Annotated in this window: 18 protein-coding genes; 9 read left to right on the plus strand and 9 right to left on the minus strand. The window is 39.1% G+C overall.

Going from position 1 to position 17,056, the window contains the following annotated elements:
- Positions 1-42 precede the first annotated feature (42 nt).
- Both ACIFOT_RS04150 and ACIFOT_RS04155 read left to right on the plus strand, forming a co-directional pair.
- Positions 43-1,203: a polysaccharide deacetylase family protein gene (locus tag ACIFOT_RS04150; RefSeq protein ID WP_430061970.1), complete on the plus strand. Its 1,161-nt coding sequence runs from the start codon at positions 43-45 to the stop codon at positions 1,201-1,203.
- 86 nt (positions 1,204-1,289) lie between these two features.
- Positions 1,290-1,919, plus strand: coding sequence for a YitT family protein (locus ACIFOT_RS04155; protein WP_430061973.1), 630 nt, complete (start codon positions 1,290-1,292; stop codon positions 1,917-1,919).
- 10 nt (positions 1,920-1,929) lie between these two features.
- On the opposite strand, the gene cysC (ACIFOT_RS04160) is transcribed toward ACIFOT_RS04155, so the two are convergent.
- From cysC (ACIFOT_RS04160) to ACIFOT_RS04180, 5 genes are read right to left on the minus strand one after another with little or no spacing between them, the layout of a single operon-like run.
- Complete coding sequence (cysC, locus tag ACIFOT_RS04160; RefSeq protein WP_430061975.1) at positions 1,930-2,526, minus strand: adenylyl-sulfate kinase; 597 nt, start codon at positions 2,524-2,526, stop codon at positions 1,930-1,932.
- A gap of 12 nt (positions 2,527-2,538) precedes the next feature.
- Complete coding sequence (gene sat / locus ACIFOT_RS04165) at positions 2,539-3,687, minus strand: sulfate adenylyltransferase (RefSeq protein ID WP_430062283.1); 1,149 nt, start codon at positions 3,685-3,687, stop codon at positions 2,539-2,541.
- Positions 3,688-3,708: 21 nt separating this feature from the next.
- A complete protein-coding gene (locus tag ACIFOT_RS04170) occupies positions 3,709-4,419 on the minus strand; it encodes a phosphoadenylyl-sulfate reductase (protein ID WP_430061978.1) in 711 nt (236 codons plus the stop codon).
- A 15-nt stretch (positions 4,420-4,434) separates the two neighbouring features.
- Positions 4,435-4,962 carry a histidine phosphatase family protein gene (locus tag ACIFOT_RS04175; RefSeq protein ID WP_430061981.1) on the minus strand — a complete coding sequence of 176 codons (528 nt, stop codon included), beginning with the start codon at positions 4,960-4,962 and terminating at the stop codon, positions 4,435-4,437.
- Positions 4,947-5,714, minus strand: coding sequence for a phosphosulfolactate synthase (locus ACIFOT_RS04180; RefSeq protein WP_430061984.1), 768 nt, complete (start codon positions 5,712-5,714; stop codon positions 4,947-4,949). Before ACIFOT_RS04180 ends, ACIFOT_RS04175 begins: the two co-directional genes overlap by 16 nt.
- Before the next feature lie 162 nt (positions 5,715-5,876).
- On the opposite strand from ACIFOT_RS04180, the gene ACIFOT_RS04185 reads away from it, so the two are divergent.
- The 6 genes from ACIFOT_RS04185 (at position 5,877) to ACIFOT_RS04210 (ending at position 12,739) form a co-directional block, all read left to right on the plus strand.
- A complete protein-coding gene (locus ACIFOT_RS04185; RefSeq protein WP_430061987.1) occupies positions 5,877-7,121 on the plus strand; it encodes an MFS transporter in 1,245 nt (414 codons plus the stop codon).
- 13 nt (positions 7,122-7,134) lie between these two features.
- Positions 7,135-7,416: a hypothetical protein gene (locus ACIFOT_RS04190; protein ID WP_430061990.1), complete on the plus strand. Its 282-nt coding sequence runs from the start codon at positions 7,135-7,137 to the stop codon at positions 7,414-7,416.
- A 115-nt stretch (positions 7,417-7,531) separates the two neighbouring features.
- Positions 7,532-8,296: a sulfite exporter TauE/SafE family protein gene (locus ACIFOT_RS04195; protein ID WP_430061993.1), complete on the plus strand. Its 765-nt coding sequence runs from the start codon at positions 7,532-7,534 to the stop codon at positions 8,294-8,296.
- Positions 8,297-8,428: 132 nt separating this feature from the next.
- On the plus strand, positions 8,429-8,701 hold the full coding sequence (locus ACIFOT_RS04200; RefSeq protein ID WP_430061996.1) for a YqhV family protein: 273 nt from the start codon (positions 8,429-8,431) through the stop codon (positions 8,699-8,701).
- Positions 8,702-8,774: 73 nt separating this feature from the next.
- Positions 8,775-9,905 carry a polysaccharide deacetylase family protein gene (locus ACIFOT_RS04205; protein ID WP_430062000.1) on the plus strand — a complete coding sequence of 377 codons (1,131 nt, stop codon included), beginning with the start codon at positions 8,775-8,777 and terminating at the stop codon, positions 9,903-9,905.
- A 401-nt stretch (positions 9,906-10,306) separates the two neighbouring features.
- Entirely contained in the window at positions 10,307-12,739 is a 2,433-nt protein-coding gene (locus ACIFOT_RS04210; RefSeq protein ID WP_430062003.1) for a cytochrome P450, read from the plus strand.
- Between the two features lie 54 nt (positions 12,740-12,793).
- Here the strand turns inward: ACIFOT_RS04210 and ACIFOT_RS04215 are convergent, their stop codons facing one another.
- A complete protein-coding gene (locus ACIFOT_RS04215; RefSeq protein WP_430062005.1) occupies positions 12,794-13,222 on the minus strand; it encodes a MarR family winged helix-turn-helix transcriptional regulator in 429 nt (142 codons plus the stop codon).
- Positions 13,223-13,426: 204 nt separating this feature from the next.
- Here ACIFOT_RS04215 and ACIFOT_RS04220 point away from each other — a divergent pair, with 204 nt between their 5' ends.
- Complete coding sequence (locus ACIFOT_RS04220; RefSeq protein WP_430062008.1) at positions 13,427-14,671, plus strand: MFS transporter; 1,245 nt, start codon at positions 13,427-13,429, stop codon at positions 14,669-14,671.
- A gap of 69 nt (positions 14,672-14,740) precedes the next feature.
- Here ACIFOT_RS04220 and ACIFOT_RS04225 read toward each other — a convergent pair whose 3' ends face one another.
- The 3 genes from ACIFOT_RS04225 to cysC (ACIFOT_RS04235) all read right to left on the minus strand — a co-directional run bounded on the left by ACIFOT_RS04225 (position 14,741) and on the right by cysC (ACIFOT_RS04235) (position 17,054).
- A complete protein-coding gene (locus ACIFOT_RS04225; RefSeq protein WP_430062011.1) occupies positions 14,741-15,583 on the minus strand; it encodes an aldo/keto reductase in 843 nt (280 codons plus the stop codon).
- A gap of 120 nt (positions 15,584-15,703) precedes the next feature.
- On the minus strand, positions 15,704-16,426 hold the full coding sequence (locus ACIFOT_RS04230) for a sirohydrochlorin chelatase (protein WP_430062015.1): 723 nt from the start codon (positions 16,424-16,426) through the stop codon (positions 15,704-15,706).
- A gap of 28 nt (positions 16,427-16,454) precedes the next feature.
- Positions 16,455-17,054: an adenylyl-sulfate kinase gene (gene cysC, locus ACIFOT_RS04235; protein WP_430062018.1), complete on the minus strand. Its 600-nt coding sequence runs from the start codon at positions 17,052-17,054 to the stop codon at positions 16,455-16,457.
- Positions 17,055-17,056 lie beyond the last annotated feature (2 nt).

The raw sequence follows: 17,056 nt of genomic DNA on the forward strand, positions 1-17,056 counted from the left end.
CTGCTCCCTGTTTATTCAGAAAGCAAAAAGGGGGAATTTATCATGCCAGAAATCATCATTCTACTTATTTTCCTTATTTTTACGATATTTCTTGTCTTGGGGGTGGTCTCCCAAATCAAACGAACTGCTGGAAAGTGGATTTATTATAGCCTGTCAGCGATTAGCTTTATAGGTGTTATTTTCATGTTATTCTTTCATGTTGGGAACCTATTCGACCAAGGTAAACAAAATGATTCACCCGGTGTAGTGACCCCAGTTGACAGCGGTCAGAATAACGGGCCTGATCCAGTCAAAGAAGATCCACCTGTTAAGGAGAATCCGCCGCCTGATACACCAAGTGAGGAAAAACCTGATAGCCCAGCTCCGGAAACACCCGAAAAAATTAATGTACCCGCCGATGAAATTGTAAAGTATGAAGTTGTTAAAGGAGATACACTTTACTCCATTGCAACTCGCGCAGAAGTAACAGTGATAAAAATTAAACAATGGAATAACCTTAAATCCGATGTCATTTATGCAGGTCAGATCTTAAAGCTTTATGGAAAAAGTGTTGAGCCCCCGCCGCCTGTGGAACCTCCTAAACAGGATCCACCGCCAACTACTGCTTCGTCCGTACTCATTTCTAATGGCAGCCTGCAGAAAAAAGAAATTGCCTTAACCTTTGATGCCGGAAGTGATGCCGCGGGGATTGCGATTTTAGACGTTCTGAAGAAATATAATCTAAAAGCAACCTTTTTCCTGACCGGTAAATGGGTTGAAAAATATCCATATCTTGCAAAAAGAATAGCCGATGAAGGACACGAAATTGGCAACCATTCTTATTCCCATCCAGATGCATTAAAGACGACTGCCTCTGCCTTTAAACAGGATATTATTAAGGCGGATCAGGCGATTAAAAAAGCGACCGGAAAATCCCCACAGCCCTATTTCCGCTTTCCATTTGGTTCTTACAACCCTGCAGCATTAAAAACCGTTGGCCAAGCAGGTTATCCATACAGTATTCAATGGTCACTCGATACGATTGACTGGCAGCAGCCATCCACTGAGACACTCGTATCAAGGATAAAAGCTGGTGCAAGCAATGGCGATATCATTCTTATGCATATTGGGGGCATCAATACCCCTGGAGCTGTTGACACCGTCATTCCCTGGCTGCAAGCACAAGGCTACAAATTGGTTACGCTAACAGAACTATTAAATTAAAGTAAGGCCGGCCTAGCCGGCCCTTTTTGCATTTTTTAATGAAGGGAATCATAAAATGGACAAGGAAGGTTTATTGGGAGGGATTATTGCAGCCGGATATGAAAAAAACACTCTTAACCTATTTCTGTTTACTTTTTGGTGCTACGCTGCAAGGATTCTCTATGTCTATCTTTTTATTTCCGCACTCGATCCCTTCAGGAGGTGCAGCAGGGCTAGCTATTTTATTGAATCACTGGTTCCATTTATCACTTGGATTTTCCTTATGGCTGGCAAATATTGTTTTTTTAATGTTTGCCTTAAAATATTTTGGGTTCACCTGGACAATACGAACCATTATTTCCGTTGCAACAACCTCTACAGTCGTCAGCTTCTTAACTTCTCAAGTCTCCTTGCAGCATGTAAATATATTGTTTGATATTGTTGGAGGTTCTATCTTTTTTGGTATTGGTGTAGGATTATTGATTCGAGCAGGAGCTTCGAGCGGAGGAATGGTCATTCCGGCATTAATGATTGCTAATTACAAGAATTGGAGCCCTGGAAAAGTGATGATGGGAATTAATTTTTTAATCTTTTTATTTACAGCTCTTGTCATTAATTATAAAATTGTTATATTTGCTATTATTTGCCAATTTTTCTCCACTAATATTATTGATTATATCTATAATTTCAAGTTTCAAAAACTAACATTTTTATCTTCTAATTGGAGAAAAAAATAGAAGATCCCTGCTAAAGGATCTTCTTTTCTCTTAAATAGGCAATGATTGCCTCGACTGACTGATCAATTGAAAGTTTATTCGTTTCAATAATGATTTCTGGGATATCTGGAATTTCATATGGGGAGGAGATTCCAGTAAATTCAGGGATTTCACCCCTTCTCACTTTTACATATAGACCCTTGGGATCTCGATCCTCGCATACATCAATGGGACATTTGACAAATATTTCAATAAATTCTTCCTGTTCGAATAATGTTCGAACTAACTCCCTGTCTTCCCGAAAAGGAGAAATAAACGCAGAGGAAACAATTTGGCCGCTATCAACAAAAAGCTTCGCTACTTCCCCAATTCTACGAATATTTTCCTTTCGGTCCTCAACCCTAAAGCTTAAATCACTATTCAAGCCATGACGGATATTGTCGCCATCTAATACATAACTTCGAAAGCCTAGTTCGAATAATGCATGGTCTACAGCGTTAGCCAACGTTGATTTCCCGGACCCTGATAAACCGGTAAACCATAAAACACAGCTTTTGTGCCCATTTAATTGATGGCGGTCTGTTTTTGTTACCGCGGATTGATGCCAAGTAATGTTGCTATTCCCCATTTCCTACACCCTTTAGTTTTTGGTATATACTTCCTTCATCCCTTGAATCAATATTTCGACTACTTCTGGACGACTGAACTCTTTCGGCGGCTGTTCTCCATTCTTCAACATTCCTCTAACTTTCGTTCCAGATAAAATGACATGATATTGAGGTTCATGAGGACATGTTTTTTCAGAGGCCATATTTTCACATTTTTTACAGTAAAAACTATGTTCAAAAAAGAGCGGTTTAATCCCTAGTTCCTCTTCAGAAAAGTGACTGAATATTTTTTGTGAATCATAGGTGCCATAATAATTTCCTACCCCTGCATGGTCTCTTCCTACAATAAAATGGGTACAGCCAAAATTTTTCCTAACGATCGCATGAAAAATAGCTTCTCTTGGTCCGGCATAGCGCATGGATGCCGGAAATACAGACAAAAAAACCCTATCTTTTGGGTAATAGTTTTCTAGCAGAACTTGATAACTTTTCATGCGAATTTCACTTGGGATATCATCAGCCTTTGTTTCCCCTACAAGCGGGTTTAGGAAGAGTCCATCGACAGTCTCCAATGCGGATTTTTGAATATATTCATGGGCCCGGTGAACAGGATTACGGGTTTGGAATCCCACGACCGTCTTCCAGCCTAATTCTTGAAATATCATCCTTGTTTGCAAAGGGTCTAAAAAGTAGCCTGTAAACATTAATTTAGGTGGCCGCTTAGTCAGGGTGATCGGACCTCCGACATAAATTTCTGCTCTTTCAAATAGTTTTTTTACACCTGGGTGATTTAAATCCAAGGTCCGATAAACCATTTCTGCCTCTAATTTTTTGTCCGGAAAAAAGATTTCCTCAATTCCCATCACACCATAGACTGTGCCCTTATGAACTAAATTGACCCTATCTCCTGCTTTTATTTCCATTGCCTTCGTTTTGTCAATGGCCAATGTAATCGGTATGGACCAAGGCAGTCCATTCGACAATCTCATATTTTTAACAACTGAGTCATAATCCGATTTTCCCATAAAACCTTCAAGTGGACTATAAGCTCCGTTGGAAATTAATTCCAAATCACTTATTTCTAATTTGTCGAGTTCTATATATTTAAGCGATAAATCAATCGAGTAATTATGGTCTATACGATTGATTAATTTACCGCCATGGGGCACACTTTCACTCACCATTTGTTCCTCCCAAAACCTCTATTGTTGATGAAGTCCGCATTCTGTTTTAGAATGACCCGACCAGCGGCCTGAACGGCTGTCATCTGTATTTGTAATTGCTTTTGTACATGTGGCACAGCCTATACTAGGATAACCTTTATCGTGTAATGGATTATAGGGGAGCTTGTTTAAGTGGATATAGGTCATGATATCACTCCAAGTCCAATGAATAAGGGGGCAAATTTTTATTTTATGGAATTTTTCATCTCTATTAATATAATTCGTGAGGCTCCTTGTTGGGGATTGTTCTCTTCTTAAACCAGAAATCCATGCGATTACATCATTTAAGGCATTTTTTAGAGGAACAACCTTCCTCATATGGCAGCAAAGATTTGGGTTATGATTCCAAAGCTCTTCACCATACCATTTCTCCTGCTGGTTTAGTGTCATAATTGGTTTGATCAATTCAATTTGTAATGTTGAATAACGCTCTTTAACTTTTTCTATTAATTCATAGGTCTCAGAAAAATGCAGGCCGGTATCAAGGAAAATAATCTTGGCGTTTTTCTTAACTTTATGAATTAAATCAATTAACACGATTCCCTCGGCTCCAAAGCTGCAGGCATAAACAATATCATCACCATATTCATCGAAGGCCCATTTTAACACATCTAAATAGTCTGGATGTTTATCCAGAAGCTCTGCCTCTTTTCGTTCATCCCAATTTTCATACGTCAACATTTCGGGCAAATCCATTCCTCCCTCTCAAAATGTTACGGTGATACATTCATTGTTACCGATTAAAATTTTATTCATATTATTTACATGACCATACTGATTATAGGAAATCGCCGCCCTGATCCAAGAACCATGGCCGAATGCTAGAATATTAGATGATTTTCGATATTTTTCTAAAAACAATTCAATTCTTTTCTCTAGATTTTGTATACTCTCGCCTAATACAATTTCCTTTGGAGATTCAGTCCACCTTTCGCCGAATTCTAAAATCATATCTGCCTTTGGTACACCTTCAAATACTCCAAAATCTAATTCGTCCAACAAATTTTCTATTTCGCACTTATAATCATAGAGCTTGGCTGTTTGATGAGTACGTTTTAATGAACTGGCTAAGACATGAGTAAATGGGGATAGTTTTTCGAGTAGCAATTGATTGTCAGCAATCTCTTTATTTACTTCGGCGGTAATTTCCGAAATGTCAATGTCTCGCCGTCCTTGAAGCCAAGTCCTTTTATTCCATTCTGTTGGAAGATGTCGTATTAAGGTAAGTTGCATTCATGCGCCTCCAAATAAAAGGTTTCACTTCTAAGTCCGCAACGCTGGGCTTCTAGAATTAGTACATCTGTTAATTTTACATTTCCTAAATTAACGTTCGGGCCGATTTCATTAATAAAGTACATTTGGTGCTTAGCTGCAGGAGCTTCAAAAATAATTTTATTATGATCAATATCTCTTAGTAATTCTCGAATTAAATCGGATCTTATGTTTCCGCATTGTTTATATATACCCGAAGTTCCAGAATCTCTTCCTTCCGTAATCACATAATTACAGCCTGCTTCTAACAAAAACTGGATCTCCCTTCTCCATTCAGAAATCGGCATTTCTTTATGGCAATCCTTGGATCCTACTTCTGATATAACATGAAAGTCCTTTTTAAATAGAGAAATAAGATGGAGGCGTTCTTGTAATGGAATTTCTAAGGTCCCCGTTGAAATTTCTACCCAGTTCACACCTAAATCATGTAAATAGGTTTGATACTCTGTGAGTTTATTTTGGAAATAGCATTTTTCAAATAATGTGCCGCCGCAATAAGGAATAATATTATAGTGCTGATACAGCTCTATTTTTTCCTTTATATTAGGTGTAACCAATGCAGATCCGATTCCAATTTTTGCAATGTCAATGTATGAGCTGTAATCAGCTAATATATTTTTTAATTCACCAATTGGAGTTCCGAAATCGACAACTGAAGTCAATCCGTGGGTTCTTGTTCCGGAAGTCCTTTTTGGCAAGGTTAAAAAATCCATAGGATGCGCCTCCTCTATTTTTCTAAAATAGATTATTCGGAAAATGGGTGAATGTGTAAATAATGGGCCCATTCCTAAGAAAATAGGCATTTGCCTGAATAAACAACAGCCTGGCATCAAACAATAATAAAGCTAATCATTATTGTCAGGGGTGTACTATCAGTGCCTAAGCAAAAACATAAAGGCTTAACGGTTCTCGCCATCGGTTCCATTCCGCTGATTCTTGTTCTGGGTAACTCGATGCTGATACCGATTCTTCCAAAAATGAAAGCAGAGCTGGATGTTTCTCAATTTAAGATTAGTTTCATTATTTCGGTCTTTTCGATTGCGGCTGCTGTTTCTATTCCCATTTTGGGTTACTTATCAGATCGGTTTTCAAGGAAGGCCGTGATTATCCCTGCGCTCATTTTATATGGAAGCGGCGGATTTTTAGCAGGAGCTGCAGCCGCTTGGTTTTCCAATTCTTATATGTGGATTCTTGCAGGCAGAATTATGCAGGGAATCGGCGCAGCTGGAACTGCACCGATTGCCATGGCTTTAACTGGGGACTTATTTAAAGGCGGAGAACAAAGCAAGGTTTTAGGATTAGTAGAAGCGTCAAATGGCTTCGGTAAGGTTATTAGTCCGATTATAGGCTCTTTATTAGCCCTTCTTTTCTGGTATGCCGTATTTTTTGCCTTTCCGATTTTTTGCCTTATCTCTGTGCTATTAACGATCTTTTTTATCAAGGAGAAGAAAAAGGAAAAAGAGCCGCCGCCAGTTGGGAAATATGTTAAAGGGCTGATTTCTGTTTTTAAAACGGAAGGACGCTGGTTATTTGCCGCTTATTTAACCGGGGCAACCTGCCTATTTGCTCTATTTGGAATTTTGTTCTATATTTCTGATATTCTTGAAAAGGAACATCATATTGATGGTTTGTTAAAAGGCAGTATCCTGGCGATTCCCCTTTTATTTATGACCACAACTTCGTATTTTACTGGCAGTAAAATCGGGAAAAAGATGAAATTAATGAAGGCGTTAATTATTTTAGGTTTGCTCTTAATGACTGCCTCTTTCTCGTCTTTGATTTTATTTCATAAATTAATTCCTTTTTTTGCTGTTCTTGTGATTAGCAGTATTGGGACAGGGCTTGTCCTCCCATGCATAAATAGTTTTATTACAGGATCTGTTTCAGCTGATCGGAGAGGCTTTGTTACTTCTCTATATGGTTCGGTTCGGTTCTTAGGAGTAGCCATCGGCCCGCCTATATTTAGTAAATTAATGGAGTGGTCCCGCACAGGGATGTTTCTAACAACTGCCGGGTTAACGTTGCTTTGCGGTCTGCTTTGCCTCATTCTAATTCATGTCGCGAAAAAAGAACCGGCAGAAAATAGCGATACATTGTTTGAAAAATTACAGTTTACATAAAGGGATGATTGGCTTGCAAATTTATTTTTCACCAGAGGTGATTACACCTGAATTTCAAGTCCTAAATGTCGTAGATTCAAAAAACAAAGCTGTTGGAAATGTCGCCTTTTTGTTTGATGAAAAAAAGTTGTTCGTTTATGGAATTCTGGAAGAAGAAGGCGTTGGTGCGGACTTTAAAGATTTGGTGACCCCGTATTTAAAAGGATTAACGAAAGCAAAGCCAGGTCTTGATATTTTCACTTGCTTATATGTTGGTTGTAAAAAAATAAAATTGAATGATGAGGAAGAAGGATAAGAGGAGACTCAAAATAAACTTTGAGTCTCCTCTTTTTTTATTAGCAAGACAAATACCCATTTCATAATTTAATGGTGTAAAGTCAATTGTTATAGATAAATACGGGGTGTGCTTAATGAGTATTGGTATCATTGTAATGGGTCTTATAATTGGATTTTTGGTGGGCCTGACAGGTGTAGGTGGAGCCGCGTTATTGACACCTGTTTTAATCCTGTTAGGTATTAATCCAGCCATTGCTGTAGGAACCGATCTTGTATATAATTCCATCACCAAGCTGTTCGGTTCAATCCAGCATTGGAGGCAAAAGACTATTAACCTCCAGCTTGTAAAATACTTAGCTATGGGCAGTATACCGAGTGCCATCGCCGCCGTTCTTATCCTGCATCTTTTTGATTCTTTTTTTCATAATCAAGAGCTAGTGATTAAGCATGCACTCGGATATGTTTTAATTTTAGTAGCCATTACCACACTTATCAAAACCTTTGCAAAGGATAAATTTGAATTGAATTCGATTCAATTGAAGCCTATTCGTGACAAAAGGTTTTTAACCATTGGAATTGGGGCTATTTTAGGATTTATCGTTGGGCTTACATCCATTGGCTCAGGATCATTATTCGCTTTAGCCATGTTGTATCTTTATAAAATGAGACCCTCTGAGCTAGTCGGGACGGATATCGCTCATGCCTTTTTATTGGTCTCTGCGGCAGGAATCATGCATGCAGGCATTGGCAATGTCGATTATCAACTAATGTTTAACCTTTTACTGGGTTCGATCCCAGGTGTCATTTTAGGCAGCACCTTATCAGCAAAATTCCCAGCAAAACCGCTCCGGACCATTTTAGCGGTAATCATTTTAATTAGTGGATTTAAACTAATTTAACCATGAGGCGAAAAAACACGGAAAAATTACCGTGTTTTTTCCATGTCCTTCTCTTCTAATCTAAATACATGTCCTTTTATTGGAATATTCAACATATAATGAGGTAGAAAAGGATAGATACAGGAGGATTTCATGTTTACCTTTATTGAAAAAGCCGTATTAGGAATGGCACTCTTAAGAATTATCTCAGGATGCATCGAGGTAAGTGCTGCTATTTTAATGATAAAGTTTAATTCGGTTGAAAAAGCACTTATAGTTAATAGTTCGCTTGCATTAGTCGGACCTCTCATATTGATTTTAACTACAACAATCGGGACTTTGAGCATTGTTGAAAAAATATCGTATATAAAGATGCTATGGATTTTCCTCGGTGTCAGTTTCATATTAATAGGTGTAAAGTCATAGAGTCTTTTCTTCCCCATCCGTAAATGGTATGATACTTTTCGAGATTACTATTTTAAAGGATGGTTAAGAAAAGATGTACAAGCTGCTTAATATTGCGCTTATTTCCACTTTAGTGCTTTCAGGCTGCAGCCTATCAAAGGCGGACGCAAAGATGCACAAAGCAGAAAAACCGGTTAAACAAACAGAGAAATCTAAAGAACCTGAGACTAAACAACCAGAAGTGAACAAAGTGACAGCCTTCGAGCCAAAAGCTGGCATTTCAGTCAGCCCCTTCGCCTATGAATCAACCAATGCCATGATATCTATAATTGATAGAACAGTAGAAGTGTCAGAGATAAACTACCATATTTGGCGTACAGCCGACGGTCCAGCAAATATGAAATCATTTATTTCTAATCAAAAAGAAAATAATTTTTCGTATTTATTTAATACCAAGGAATTTTCAGGGAAGCGCGGCGAGTACCAGGTAGAGGCATATGGCGTTCACCCAGATGGAACTGAGGAGCTGCTGGCGAAGTCGTCCATAACGTTTCAACAATATGTACCGATTCTGATGTATCACGCGATTGATGAATATAAAGGTGAAGGACTAAAAGAGTTATTCGTAACCCCAGCTAATTTCGAAGCTCAAATGCGCTATTTAAAGGATAATGGCTACACCCTTCTCACCTTTGAACGCTGGGATGAAATAAATAAGGTAAATAAACCGATACTCGTTACTTTCGACGATGGCATGAAAAATAATTTAAATGCTTTTCGGATCCTACAAGAATTGAAAGATGACAAGTTCCTTCCCACTGCTACGGAATATGTCATCGCCAGCTACATCGACAGCGGGGATTATCGCTTATCTTCATCAGATATAAAGGAAATGGTGAATTCGGGAATATTCTCTGTTCAATCCCATACGATGTCCCACGCGGATCTTCCGAAAATTACCAATTATAAGGAAGAGCTTTATGCTTCAAAGGAAAAAATTGAGCAAATAACTGGAAAACCCGTTATTGCCATCGCCTACCCCTATGGTCATTTTAATAATCAAGTTGTAGAGGAAACGAAGAAATACTATCAATTCGCCACTACCACAAAACCTGGGCAATTTATTGAGAAGGGTGCACCAGATGAAATGTTGCTCATGCATCGCGTTCGCATCTCTTACTCAACCACCATTAATCAATTCGCTGCATTGGTTGAACCAAAATAGGAAGCCGGATAGCTTCCCCAGATTGTCGAGAAAGGGTATTTTTCTCGGCAATTTTTATTTGTCCGAATGGGACTTGATTTACTACTTACGCATTAGATATTCTGTCAAAATAATAATTCGTCCTCCGGAATATTTAGAGAGGAGAAAAAATCGGTTTAAAATAAAATCGACATGTTTTCTTTACTTACCGGTTTTGTAACCGTTTACAGTCGTTGAAACCTTTTTTATTAACAATGTATGATGTCGAAAGTAATAATTTTGTCGAAATTTATCTAAATCTTTAATTTTCTGACATCTTATATTACCAACACAGACATGTTATAATCTATATTAATATTATTTTAATATTATAAATTTTTAAAATCAGTCCAATTGACAGGAAGGAAGGTCCATTAAAAGACATGGTAACTACTGACAACGCTGCAATTCCGCAGCCTAAAACGTACGGCCCGCTTGGTAACCTCCCACAACTAGATGTACATAAACCAACACAATCCATCATGAAACTTAGCTATGAGTTCGGTCCTATTTTTAAACTGAAATTTCCGACTGGGACTGGTATATTTATTTCTTCTGCTGAATTAGTAGAAGATGCATCCGATGAGTCGCGTTTCGATAAGCTTGTCAATGCACCGTTGCAAAAAGTACGATCCTTTTCAGGAGATGGTCTATTTACGAGCTGGACCAAGGAGGAAAATTGGAAGAAGGCTCATAATATTCTCCTCCCTAGCTTTAGTCAAAGTGCCATGAAAGGGTACCATTCGATGATGGTGGATATTGCAGTCCAGCTCATTCAAAAATGGGCCAGACTAAATTCTGACGAAATGATAGATGTTTCGGAAGATATGACCCGCCTGACGTTAGATACAATTGGATTATGCGGATTCAATTATCGCTTTAACAGCTTTTACCGTGAAAAACCACACCGTTTTATTAAAAGCATGAGCCGTGCTCTTGATGAAGCAATGAATCAAAGCAATCGTCTTGGCTTACATGATAAATTAATGGTAAAGAAAAAGCAGCAGTTTAAACGCGATATTCAATACATGTTTTCATTAGTTGATCAAATCATTGAAGAACGTAAATCGAGTGAAGATCATGACGCGGAAGACCTTCTTTCACGGATGCTAAACAGTGCGGATCCAGCTACAGGTGAAAAGCTAAGTGACGAAAATATCCGCTATCAAATTATAACGTTTTTAATTGCCGGCCATGAAACGACAAGTGGATTACTTTCCTTTACCTTGTATTTTCTAATGAAACACCCAGAAATCTTGGCAAAGGCATACTCGGAGGTAGACCGAGTACTAACTGGTACTATACCAACGTATCAACAAGTTCGCAGTTTAAAATACATTCGCATGATTTTAAATGAGTCCTTAAGACTATGGCCTACTGCACCGCTCTTCTCTCTTTATGCAAAAGAAGACACGATGCTGGCTGGTAAATATCCCCTTAAGAAACGGGATGTTGTCAACGTATTTAATTTAAAACTTCATCGTGATACGGCTGCATGGGGCGAAGATGTTGAGGAATTCAGACCAGAAAGATTTGAGGATCCTAAAACCGTCCCGCACCATGCCTATAAACCATTTGGTAACGGCCAACGTGCATGTATTGGACAACAATTTGCGATGCACGAAGCTACATTATTAATTGGAATGATTTTAAAGCACTTCCAGCTGATCGACCATACCAATTATCAATTGTCCGTTAAAGAAACCTTGACACTTAAGCCAGACGGTTTAACAATGCAGGTCCGTCCGCGTGAATCCCAAAGTGAGGATTCCTTATTACTAAATCAGACCGGTGAAGATATTAATAAACCAAAGATTGAATTACCTCCGGCTAGTCAATCCGTCATGGGGTCGCACAACACCCCTTTTCTTGTGCTATATGGTTCAAATATGGGTACATCAGAAGGGATTGCCAAGGATTTGGCGGTAACAGCTCGTTTCAAAGGTTTCCAAAGTGAGGCTGCCCCGCTCGATGGGTTTGCCGGCACCCTTCCTAAAGAAGGCTTAGTAGTAATTGTTTCTTCTTCTTATAATGGCAACCCGCCAAAAAATGCCCGCAAATTTGTGAAGTGGCTTAAAGAGGAAGAAACAAACTTAAATGGAGTTCGTTATGCCGTTTTCGGTTGCGGTGACACCAATTGGGCAAGCACCTATCAAAGTATACCGAATTTTATAGATGAAAAACTGGCTGAAAAAGGCGCCACTCGATTAGTACAAAAGGGGCAAGGCGATGCCAGCAGCGAATTTGAAAAGCAGTTCGAGGATTGGCATGAAAAATTTTGGCCTAATGTCATCGAGGCATTGGGGATAGAATTCACGGAAGAGCCTGCTCAGTCTGTCAATGGTTTAACGATTCAATTTGTAAATGGGGATTCCCAGCATCAAGAAAAGGCTAATTTCGAAGAAAATGTCCATATTGAAGAACTTCCACATAATTCAGCAGGACTAGTGGAACGTGCTCTTCTTCGTTATGGTTTGGAAGGAAAAGACCAATTAGTTTTGACAGGAATAAAACATGATGCAGCACATCTTCCATTAGATTTTCCGGTTCGTGCCGGGGATTTGCTAAGCTTTAGTGTTGATCTCGAGGAGACTGTTACACAAGAACAACTTCAGGAACTTGCTTCCTTTACAGTATGTCCTCCACATAAAAGAGAAATAGATGCCCTTCTTAATGAGGATTCATACAAAGTCCATGTCGTTGATAAAGGAATTTCAATGCTATCCTTATTAGAAAAATATCCGGCATGCGAACTCCCTTTTGAAAGATTTATTGAGCTTTTATCACCTCTGAAGCAAACAAGTAAAGCAAAATAAAAAAAGAGGCTGACCAAAAGTTGTTTCATCGACTTTTTGCGTCACCTCTTTTTTCTATTCAATTAGAACGGATTGATTGTATTTTTTTAAAAGTATGGCAAATGTTTGACGTTCATCATCTGTCCAGGTTCTCATTACCTCTCCTACTCTTTTCATCCTTAGATGTTTATCTTCTTTTAACTCCGTTAAACCTTGTTCGGTTATCTGAAGCGAATAAGCCCTCCCATCGGTTTCATCAGGAATCCGATACAATAAGCCTTTTTGTTCTAAAGCGGCAGCTTGTCTGCTTACAGTAGAAATATCTAGTTGAAATTCACCAGCCAAAGCTTTCACTCCGGCAGCACCATTTGTAGCTATTTGATGAAGTAACAGATACGCAGAGCGGTCAAGATGGCCAACTTTTTTATGAGAAGTTGCAGATGTTATTCTGCGAATGAGGACTGCCAATTCTAACTCAATGATTTCCAAGGAATCATCATACATTTTCTAATCTCCCCCATCTATACTTATTTTCTACGAATAATGATAACATACTCCGATGAGCAAATGTAATGCAGGACGATTGTGCATTATTGATTTACACTATTGACACTCTGAATAATAGTTGTATAATACAAATATATACTTTCATTATACAACTATTTTCAAGTTAAAAACAAAGGGAATCTTTAAAAGGGGAGAAATTAAATGTCATCAACATCGCAATCAGTTGCATCAGGTTCAGCAAAGGGTTCATCGATAGAAAAAAACGAATCTAGTTTACTAAAACAACCAAAGGCTGTCTGGGCTGTTTTTTTCGCTTGTATTATTGCTTTTATGGGACTAGGTCTTGTTGACCCTATCCTACCGGCAATTGCTGAGAAGCTGCATGCTTCACAAAGCCAAGTAACCCTGCTATTCACCAGCTATAATGCCGTAATGGCGGTGGCGATGCTGATTACTGGGATGATTTCGTCAAGACTCGGAATCAAATGGACTCTTATGGTGGGGATCGTTATCATCGCTGTTTTCTCTGCATTGGGTGGTTCGTCCAATGGTATTTGGGCACTTGTTGGTCTTCGTGGAGGATGGGGTTTAGGTAATGCCTTGTTTGTGGCAACTGCTTTAGCAGCTATTGTGTCGCTCTCAAATAGTGGAACCGCAAAAGCGATTATCCTATATGAAGCGGCTATCGGACTTGGGATCTCTGTTGGTCCCCTTCTTGGCGGCTGGTTAGGCGCTATGTCTTGGAGAGGCCCTTTCCTTGGTGTAGCATCTTTAATGGTCATTGCATTCTTTGGTTTATTAATCTTAATGCCAAAAGCCACATCACAAAATACAGTACAAACTAAAACATCCTTGGCCGATCCGTTTAGAGCCTTGAAACATCGTTCATTGCTTGTTTTCGGTATCGCTGCTGCTTTATATAACTTTGGATTTTTTACTTTATTAGCCTTTGCACCATTCGTTATGGGCTTGGATGAACATGGATTAGGATATGTTTTCTTAGGCTGGGGAATTTTATTAGCTGTCACTTCGGTTTTCATGGCACCAAAATTACAGGCTCGATTTGGAACAATTAAATCTATGTGTGCAATGTTAACTTTGTTTGCCCTAGTTTTAGTTGCAATGGGCATTTGGACTACAACACAATGGGTAATCATTGCAGCGGTTATCGTTGCGGGGGCTTTATTAGGTAATAATAATACTCTGATTACGACTGCTGTAATGAACGCGGCCCCAGTTCAAAGGTCAACTGCATCTGCCGCTTACAGCTTTTTACGCTTTATCGGCGGTGCGATTGCTCCATATACAGCTGGAAAGCTAGCCGAGATTTACAACCCATCCGTCCCGTTTATTGTTGGAGCTGGATTTGTATTAGTTTCCGTGCTGTTTATCTGGTTTAATGCGAAGCATATTAAACATGTGGATGATGTTGGTGCTGGGCATTAATAATACGAAAGGATCTGCCATAAAAAAGCAGATCCTTTTTTTCTTACTCACTTTTATTTTCTATTTATTTCACTCACTAAACCCATACGACATATCATCCGGATCGGAGCCTACTCGTTCATCTTTGTTGAGCCCATCAATTTTTTCCATATCCTCTAAAGATAATTCAAAATCAAAAATATCGGCATTTTCAATGATTCGCTGCTCTTTGATTGATTTTGGAATGGTAACCACTTTATTTTGCAGATCCCAGCGTAAAATCACTTGAGCTGCGGATTTTCCATGCTTTGCAGCAACTTCCGTAATCACTGGATTATTTAATAACTGCCCTTGTTTAAGCGGTGACCACGCTTCAAGCTGAATACCTTCCTTTTGACAAAAAGCTAGTAACTCTTTCTGTGTTAGATGTGGATGATATTCGACCTGGTTGACCATTGGTTTAATTTCGGCATCCTGTAGCAAGTCCTCTAAATGATGAATCTTAAAATTACTTACACCAATTGCCCGGACACGTCCGTCCTTGTATAACTTTTCAAGTGCTTTCCATGTTTCTTTATACTTGGTTTTTCCAGGCCAGTGAATTAGGTAGAGGTCCAAATAGTCCAGCCCAAGTTTCTTTAAGCTTGTTTCGTAAGCCTCAAGCGTTGAATCATACCCTTGGTCAGAATTCCACACTTTTGAAGTAATAAACAGTTCTTCTCTTGGTACACCTGCCTCTTTAATCCCCTGACCTACGCCCTCTTCATTTTGATAAATGGCAGCTGTATCAATGCTTATATAACCATTTTTAATTGCCGACTTAACAGATTCAATAACTTCGGAACCTTCCTTTACTTTAAAAACACCGAGCCCAAACCATGGCATTTCAACACCATTATGTAGGGTTGTTGTATCCTTTAAACTTGTTGGCATTGATATTCTCCTTTCTTTAGTAAAAATTTCTCCTACCTAAAATACTATAATAAGTTGTGAAATTTATCCAAGAACTATGCTCAAAAAATAAAGCACCCAAGAGAGTGCTTGTCCAATTCTTTATTCTGTTGCTCGTTGAATAACAATATCCTCAATTACACGATGCTTACTTAATTGCCCAGTATGTACTATCTGCTGACCACGATTTTGCCTTTTGTGTACCTTTTGATTTATTTCATTTAATAGAAGACCGGAAAATAATAAATATGGGACAACAATAACTCGTCCGGCCGCACCATTGCTAATATTCTCCAAACCTTCATCGAGTCTTGGTTCAGCCGCTGCCAAAAAACAAACTGAAACCCGCTCCACACCAAGACGCTGACGAATACCAAAAGAAATTTCTGTAAAGGCATCGTGAATACTGGGATCACTGCTGCCTCTCCCGACAATCAGAAGAGAATCGTTTGAAGTTAAATCTGATGCAGTATCTCTAACAAGTTCAGCTACACCATCAAGGAGGATCCCCTGAACTCCGAAAGGATCCTTTACCTTTATAGGAATGTGAGGATAATTCTCACGCAAAGCAGAAAGAGCATAAGGGATATCTTCCTTTATATGACCGGCAGCTAAAAGGAACAGCGGAACAACAGTCACTTCCGTTGCTCCCCTTTCTACACATCGCCGAAAGCCCTCTTCAATAAATGGGTGAGTCAGCTCTAGGAAACTGACTTCCTGAATCGGGACATTAATCCTATCCATTACCCTTTGGATAAAGGAGATGGCTTCCTTCGCCCCTTTTTTCGAACGAGTTCCATGGCCAATGTATAGAATTGCCTTCACGGTGATTGCTCCCTTCACTCGAAACCTTCTAAATTATGTTCTTCTCTCGCAGATAATTTAATACCTGTTCTACCGCTTCTCCAACTGAAACTTGATGAGAATGAATAGTGATTTCCGGTTTCTCAGGGGCTTCATAAGGAGAATCAATCCCTGTAAAATCCTTTATCTCTCCGCGGCGCGCTTTTGCATAAAGTTGCTTTGGATCACGTTTTTCACATTCTTCGATTGGACAGCTAACAAAAACTTCAATGAATTCTCCCTCATTAAATAAATCCCTTACCTGTTCCCGATCGGAGCGGAAAGGGGAAATAAAGGCGGTTGTGACGATTTTTCCGCTATCCACGAAAAGCTTCGCCACTTCCCCAATACGACGAATGTTTTCTGTTCGGTCATGGTCTGAAAATCCAAGGTCTTTGTTTAAACCGTGGCGAATATTGTCACCATCGAGAACATACTCATTAATTCCTTGGCGGAACAATTCATTGGAGACTGCATTAGCGATTGTCGATTTGCCAGAACCAGAAAGACCAGTAAACCAAAGTGTACAGCTTCCATGTCCATTTTGTGCATTACGATCAGCTTTCGAGATGGTTGTATCGTGCCATGTGATATTCGTTGATTTACTCATCT

The organism is Neobacillus sp. NRS-1170 (genome assembly GCF_050468025.1).